This is a genomic window from Nocardioides jensenii JCM 1364 = NBRC 14755 (genome assembly GCF_001552535.1).
GTDB classification, from domain to species: domain Bacteria; phylum Actinomycetota; class Actinomycetes; order Propionibacteriales; family Nocardioidaceae; genus Nocardioides; species Nocardioides jensenii.
Genome location: NZ_BCRJ01000107.1, coordinates 1 through 5702, shown reverse-complemented (window position 1 = coordinate 5702; position 5702 = coordinate 1). Strand labels below are relative to the sequence as shown.

Sequence of the window (5702 nt, the reverse complement as noted above, 5' to 3'; positions counted from 1 at the left end):
GGGCGTACGCATCCGTGCGGTGCGGCTCGGTTCCACGTCGCCCCTGGGAGTGCGGCTGCTGGCCCGCACCGCTCGCACCGAGCTCGCGACCGCCCAGGGCCGGGTCACCTCGGCCCTCCAGCAGGTGCGGGCCGGTGTCTCCGAGCTGCACGCGTGGCAGAGCACCTTCGGCAGCCTCGACCTGCAGACCGCCGTCGTCGGGCAAGGCCGCCGGCTCGCCGTGCTGGGACTGCGCCTGGCCGTCGACTCCGGCGACCCGGCCGTGCTCTACGAATGGTCCGAGCGCGGACGCATGCTGGCCAGCCGGATCCTGCCGGTGCGGCCGCCGGTGGACGACCAGACCGCTGCGGACCTCTCCGAGTTGCGACAGCTCCAGGCCGGCGGGGACGACGTCCTGGTGCCGCGGCCGCGGCGTGAGTCCGAGCTGCGCCGCCGGGTGCGGGAACGCGCCTGGCACAACCCGGGCTCCGGCGAGGTCACCGAACCCGCGCCACTGGCCGACGTACGTCGTGAGCTCGGCACCGACACCGCGCTGGTGGCCTGGGTGATCAGCGGCGACCGCATCGTCGCTCTGGTGGTCACCGACGCGGGCGAGACCGTGCACGAGCTGGGGTCCTACGCCCGGGTGCGTGAGCTGCTGGGTGGTCTGCTGCCCGACCTCGACGTGGCGGCCTCGCAGCTTCCGGACTCCCTCGCGGACGTCGTACGACGGGGGCTGTTGGCGCGGCTGGCCTCGATGGCCGAGCTGCTGGTCAAGCCGCTGGTCGACGACATCGGCGACCGCCGGGTCGTCGCCACGCCGTCGGGCGGTCTCGCCGGAACTCCGTGGAGCCTGTTGCCCGGGCTGGTGGGTCGTTCGGTGACTGTCTCCGGGTCGGCGACCGCCTGGCTGTCGGCGCGGCAACCACCCCTGGCCCTGGACCGAGTCGGCTTCGTGGCCGGGCCACGGGTGCCGCGCGCGGTCGAGGAGGTCACCGCGGCAGCCAAGGGCTGGCCCAGCGCCGAGGTGCTGACCGGTGACGCGGCGACCGCTGCGGAGGTGACCGCGCTGGCCGGCCGGGTCGACGTGCTGCACGTCGCGGCCCACGGTCGGCACTCGGCGGAGAACCCGCTCTTCTCCGGGCTGGAGCTCGCCGACGGCCCGTGGTTCGGCTACGACATCGACGCTCTCACCGCGGTCCCGCAGGTGGTGCTGCTCTCGGCCTGCGAGGTCGGCCGGTCCTCGGTGCGGTTCGGGGACGAGCTGATCGGGATGACCGCGGCCTGGCTCCATGCCGGTGTGCGCTGCGTGATCGCCTCACCCACCGCGGTGGCCGACGCCGCCGCCCACGACGTGCTCACCCGACTGCACGAAGGCCTGGCCGGCGGGTCGTCGCCGGCTGCTGCACTCGCCGCCGCGATCGAAGCGGGTACGACGACCGGTGCGCCGGCGCCCTTCGTGTGCTTCGGGGCCGGCTGGTAGCCGGTCGCTGGTCGCGCGCTGCTCCGCTGTGTCGGGGTTGTCGGAGTTGTCGGGGACGACCGTTGGGCAGGACGTCCGGCGTACGCCGTCAGAGGCGCTCGCGCAGCCAGGCCGTGTCGGCGATGTGCTCCGCGGCCGCGCCGGGGGTCTCGAGCATCGCGGGTGCCTTCGCGTCGCGGATCACCGAGGCCAGCAGGTCGGGGTCGATGTGGCCCGCGCCCAGGTTCGCGTGCCGGTCGGCACCCGAGTCGAACTCGTCGCGCGAGTCGTTGGCGTGCACCAGGTCGATGCGACCGGTGATCGCGAGCACGTCGTCGACGATGGTCTCGAGGTCGTTGCCGCCGGCGTGGGCGTGGCAGGTGTCGAGGCAGAAGCCCACCATGTCGGCCTGCTCCTCACCCTCGATCGCGTTCCAGACTCCCTTGATGCGCTCGAGGTAGCGGGTCATCGCGTTGTCGCCGCCGGCGGTGTTCTCGATCAGCAGCGGGATCTTGAGGTCGGTGGCGGCGATCGCCTTGCGCCAGTTGTCGAAGCCGATCGACGGGTCCTCGTCGTCCTTGAGGTGGCCGCCGTGCACGATCAGGCCCTTGGCGCCGATCTCGGCCGCGGTGTTCATGTGGGACTGCAGCAGCTTGCGGCTCGGGATGCGGAGCCGGTTGTTCGTGGTGGCCACGTTGATCAGGTAGGGCGCGTGCACGTAGAGATCGACGCCGGCCGCCTCCGCGTCGGCCCGCAGCCCTTCGGCACCGCCGGCGTACTCCACGACCGGGCCCTTGTAGCTCTGCGGGTTGCCCAGGAAGAACTGCACGAGCGTGGTGTCGCGCGCCTGTGCCTCGGCGATCGGGTCGGTCTGGTCGACGTGCGCGCCGATGGCGGTGCTGGTGGAGGAGGAGCTCATGTGGCCCATCGTAGGAGCCCGGTCAGACAGCACCCTCGTGCGAGGGGCGTCGGTGAGCGGACCGTGGGACAGGCAAGTGGAGCGCCCGCAGCCGTGTTTCACGCTCGTGGAGGCCACGAGGGGCGTTGCTCACCTGTTCCGCGGTCCGCCTTGCCACTCAGAGCGCTGGGTCGAGAATCAACGACTCGAGCGTCGAAACTCCACAAGTCGTGGTCAGCCGACGTCGGCGGTGACCCGGGCCAGGGTGGCCAGGTCGCAGTTGCCACCGGTCTGCACCAACGCGGTCCTGCGGCCCTCGGCACGCTCGGGATCCGCGAGCATGCCGGCCAGCGCCAGCGACCCCGCCGGCTCGGCCAGGTTGTGCGTGGTGCGGTAGGCCAGCGCCATCGCCTCGGCGGCCTCCTCCTCGGAGACCCGGACGATGCGGGAGGCGCCGCGGTTGATGATGTCGACCGCGATCGGATCGGGGGTGCGGCAGGCCGCGCCGTCGACGAAGGTGTCCGCGGTCTCGGTGGAGACCGGGCGACCCGCCTCGAACGAGAGGGCGTACGCCGGGGCGCCGGCGGTCACCACGCCGACGATCTCGGTGCGCAGGCCGAGCAGGTCGCGGACCTGGATGTTGGCGCAGATGCCCGAGCCCATGCCGATCGGCACGTAGATCACGTCGAGGTCGGGCACCGACTCGTGCAGCTCGGCCGCGTAGGTCGCGATGCCCTCGACCAGCCAGGCGTGGAACGGCGGCACCATCAGCAGGCCACGCTCGCCGGCCAGCCGGGCGGCGTACTCGCGGGCCTCCTGGAAGTCGGTGCCGTGCTCGATCACCTCGGCGCCGAGCCCGTCCATGGAGTCGGTCTGGTCGGGGTTGTTGCCCTCGGGCACGACGATCGTCACGGCCAGGCCGTAGCGGGCGCCGGCGAAGGCCAGGCTCTGCCCGTGGTTGCCGCGGGTGGCCGAGATCAGACCCGACGGCGCCGGCATGCCGGAGACCCGCAGCCGCTCGAGGAAGTTGAGGCCACCGCGCACCTTGAACGCGCCGGTGGGCGAGTGGTTCTCGTGCTTGACCCACGTCTCGGTGCGGGTGAAGCGCTCGAGCAGCGGCCAGCGGTACGCCGGCGTGGGCTTCACGTGGCGGCCGACGACCGAGCGGGCGTAGGACAGCGAGGTCGGCGTGATCACCGGGCGCTCACCGGTGCCCGGGGCGATGATCGGACGACGCGGCGCGGTGTCCTGGTGGGACGCGGTCGGCGTCGCCTTCGCCACCGCGGTCACTCGGCTCGGGCGGGCCGGGGTCGTGGAGGCCTTGATCTGGGCCAGGGTCAGCGCGACCTCGTCGTACGACGCCTGCCCGGAGATCAGCTGCGCGGTGAACTCCTGGAGCCGGGTCAGGCGACCCATCGCGATGTTGTTGCCGATGCCGACGCGTTCGGCGTTGACCAGTTTGGTCAGCATGGGCACGGAGAGGCCGATCACCTCGGCGAGGTCGGCGGGGCCGAGACCGAGGAGCTGGTGCGCCTTCGCGGCCAGGACGTCGATGGGGTCGCCGTACAACTCGGCCTGCTGTCGTCGCCGGTCGGCGTACATGTCGTTCACGTGGACCCCCTTTCCTCGCTCACAACCCTACCGAGGACGGATCACCTGCCGCAGCCCCGCCCACAGGTGTGGAAAAGTGGGGCCCATGACGCGTTCACGACGGCTCCTCGGGTCGGCCGCCGCAGGATTCGCCGCGGTCTGCCTGCTGGCGCCCGCCGCCGCGTACGACGCCGGCGCCGACGACGAGTCCGTCGAGCTGGCCACATCCGTCGATGATGCGCCGGTGATCGGGGTCGGGCGCTACACGGTCCCGTTGCCGGACTCCTCGGCGTCGGGCTACTTCGCGGTGGAGCGCACCATCGACGACTCCACGATCTGGGTCGGGGAGACGGTGTTCGCGCCCAAGCCCGTCTACTCCTACCTCTACCTGACCGAGTCGGCCGACGGCTCGACCCAGGACTGCGGCGTCGGTGTGAGCGTCGACTCGCACGTCCGTCGCCACGAGTTCCTGGCGGGCGCGATCGCCAGCCAGGGCGCGTGCACCACCAGCGACAAGGTGGTCCTCGGGCACCAGGGCTGGGACGCCGCCAAGGTTCCGAACGCCGATGCCGAGGTGATCGTCTGGGAGGAGCCGCCGGTCTCCGACGCCTCGATCCTGCCGCCGCCGGCGCTCGCCTCGAAGTGGGACAGCGCCGTGTCGCCGGACAAGGGCACGGCCGAGCTCGGCCACACGTACGCCGACGCGCCCGAGCTGGTCGGCGGGCGCTGGGACGTGCACGTCGACCCGGGCCGGACGGCGTTGTTCAAGGTGCCGCTCGACTGGAACCAGCACCTCCAGCTGCACATGAGCTACGACGGTGACGAGACCACGGAGAGCAAGCGGGTGGAGCCGATCCTGATCACGCCCGTGGGTGGCAAGTCCCAGTGGGGCGAGGCGGTCGACGGCCCCGACGGTGAGGCGCCGACCTACGGCGACATCGATTCCAAGTACCCGTCTCTCGATGGCGGTGTCGTCTCGCCGTCGATCACGTGGCGCAACCGTGAGAGCGACGGCGTGACCGCGGCGTTCCCGGGCACCTACTACGTGATGCTCCAGATGCCCGTCGACGAGATCGGCGCGGGTGGCCTCGACTTCACCATCGACACCCGGGTGGTCACCGACAGGCCGGCCAAGTCGCCGTACTCCCAGGACGCGGAGGCGATCCCGGCGCTCGACGGCTCCGACCCGGTCGAGGAGTCGAGCCAGGACCGGGCGGACGACTCGTCGTCCTCGGAGCAGACCCCGTGGGGTGCGGTCGGTGGACTCTTCGCCGGGTCGGCCGCAATGGCCGCCGTCGGAGTGGTCGCCCTGGGCAGGCACCGCCGGAGCCGGGCATGACCGGGCCGGGCCTGACCACGCTGACCATGGTCACCGCGCTCGCCAGCGAGCCGTGGGCGCTGATCTGGAGCCTGATCGCCGCTGCCGCCGTGTTGACCGTCGTCGGTCTGGTGCTGTTGCGGAACCGCTGACGCGCCCTCGGTCGCGGCTCAGGCCGCGATCAGCCAAATGGCGCTGCCGGCCAGGCCGATCGCGACCAGGAAGCAGAAGATCGCCACGAGCAACGCCGGGCTGGTGCCGTTGGCGCTGGACTGACGCCGGGTGACGTCGTACCCGGTGACCGGCGAGGGCAGCGGTGGTCCGACGAAGGCGGCGCGGCCCGAGGAGTTGGGGCCGGAGGTGAGCCCGGAGCCCGGGGCGCCGGAGCCGGGGCTCGAGTGGGCGCCCGAGTGCGGTCCGGCCCCGGAGGTGGGCCGGGCGCCGGAGTGGGCCCC

6 protein-coding genes are annotated in these 5702 nt (G+C 72.2%); 3 read left to right on the top strand and 3 right to left on the bottom strand.

Translation table 11 applies throughout. The features are described 5' to 3' along the window. The coding region (locus NJ4_RS21035) for a CHAT domain-containing protein (RefSeq protein ID WP_157551269.1) at nt 1-1462 on the top strand (1462 nt) is incomplete at its 5' end. Nucleotides 1463-1550: 88 nt separating this feature from the next. Here the strand turns inward: NJ4_RS21035 and NJ4_RS21030 are convergent. Both NJ4_RS21030 and NJ4_RS21025 read right to left on the bottom strand, forming a co-directional pair. Further along, nucleotides 1551-2360 (bottom strand): deoxyribonuclease IV, encoded by an 810-nt coding sequence (locus tag NJ4_RS21030; RefSeq protein WP_067440010.1) that lies wholly within the window; start codon nt 2358-2360, stop codon nt 1551-1553. A gap of 213 nt (nt 2361-2573) precedes the next feature. Then, nucleotides 2574-3941 (bottom strand): threonine dehydratase, encoded by a 1368-nt coding sequence (locus NJ4_RS21025; protein ID WP_245644653.1) that lies wholly within the window; start codon nt 3939-3941, stop codon nt 2574-2576. Nucleotides 3942-4035: 94 nt separating this feature from the next. Between NJ4_RS21025 and NJ4_RS21020 the strand changes: the two genes are divergently transcribed. Further along, nucleotides 4036-5268, top strand: coding sequence for a hypothetical protein (locus NJ4_RS21020; protein ID WP_157551268.1), 1233 nt, complete (start codon nt 4036-4038; stop codon nt 5266-5268). Then, a complete protein-coding gene (locus tag NJ4_RS26995; RefSeq protein ID WP_281178375.1) occupies nt 5265-5399 on the top strand; it encodes a hypothetical protein in 135 nt (44 codons plus the stop codon). The genes NJ4_RS21020 and NJ4_RS26995 overlap by 4 nt, the downstream gene beginning before the upstream one ends. Nucleotides 5400-5417: 18 nt before the next feature. Here NJ4_RS26995 and NJ4_RS26090 read toward each other — a convergent pair. Beyond that, the coding region (locus NJ4_RS26090; protein ID WP_407668089.1) for a hypothetical protein at nt 5418-5702 on the bottom strand (285 nt) is incomplete at its 5' end.

Excerpts from the sequence above, each read along its gene's own strand:
- NJ4_RS21030 (WP_067440010.1), bottom strand. The coding sequence starts at position 2,360 with ATGAGCTCCTCCTCCACCAGCACCGCCATCGGCGCGCACGTCGACCAG.
- NJ4_RS21025 (WP_245644653.1), bottom strand. The coding sequence starts at position 3,941 with ATGTACGCCGACCGGCGACGACAGCAGGCCGAGTTGTACGGCGACCCC.
- NJ4_RS21020 (WP_157551268.1), top strand. The coding sequence starts at position 4,036 with ATGACGCGTTCACGACGGCTCCTCGGGTCGGCCGCCGCAGGATTCGCC.
- NJ4_RS26995 (WP_281178375.1), top strand. The coding sequence starts at position 5,265 with ATGACCGGGCCGGGCCTGACCACGCTGACCATGGTCACCGCGCTCGCC.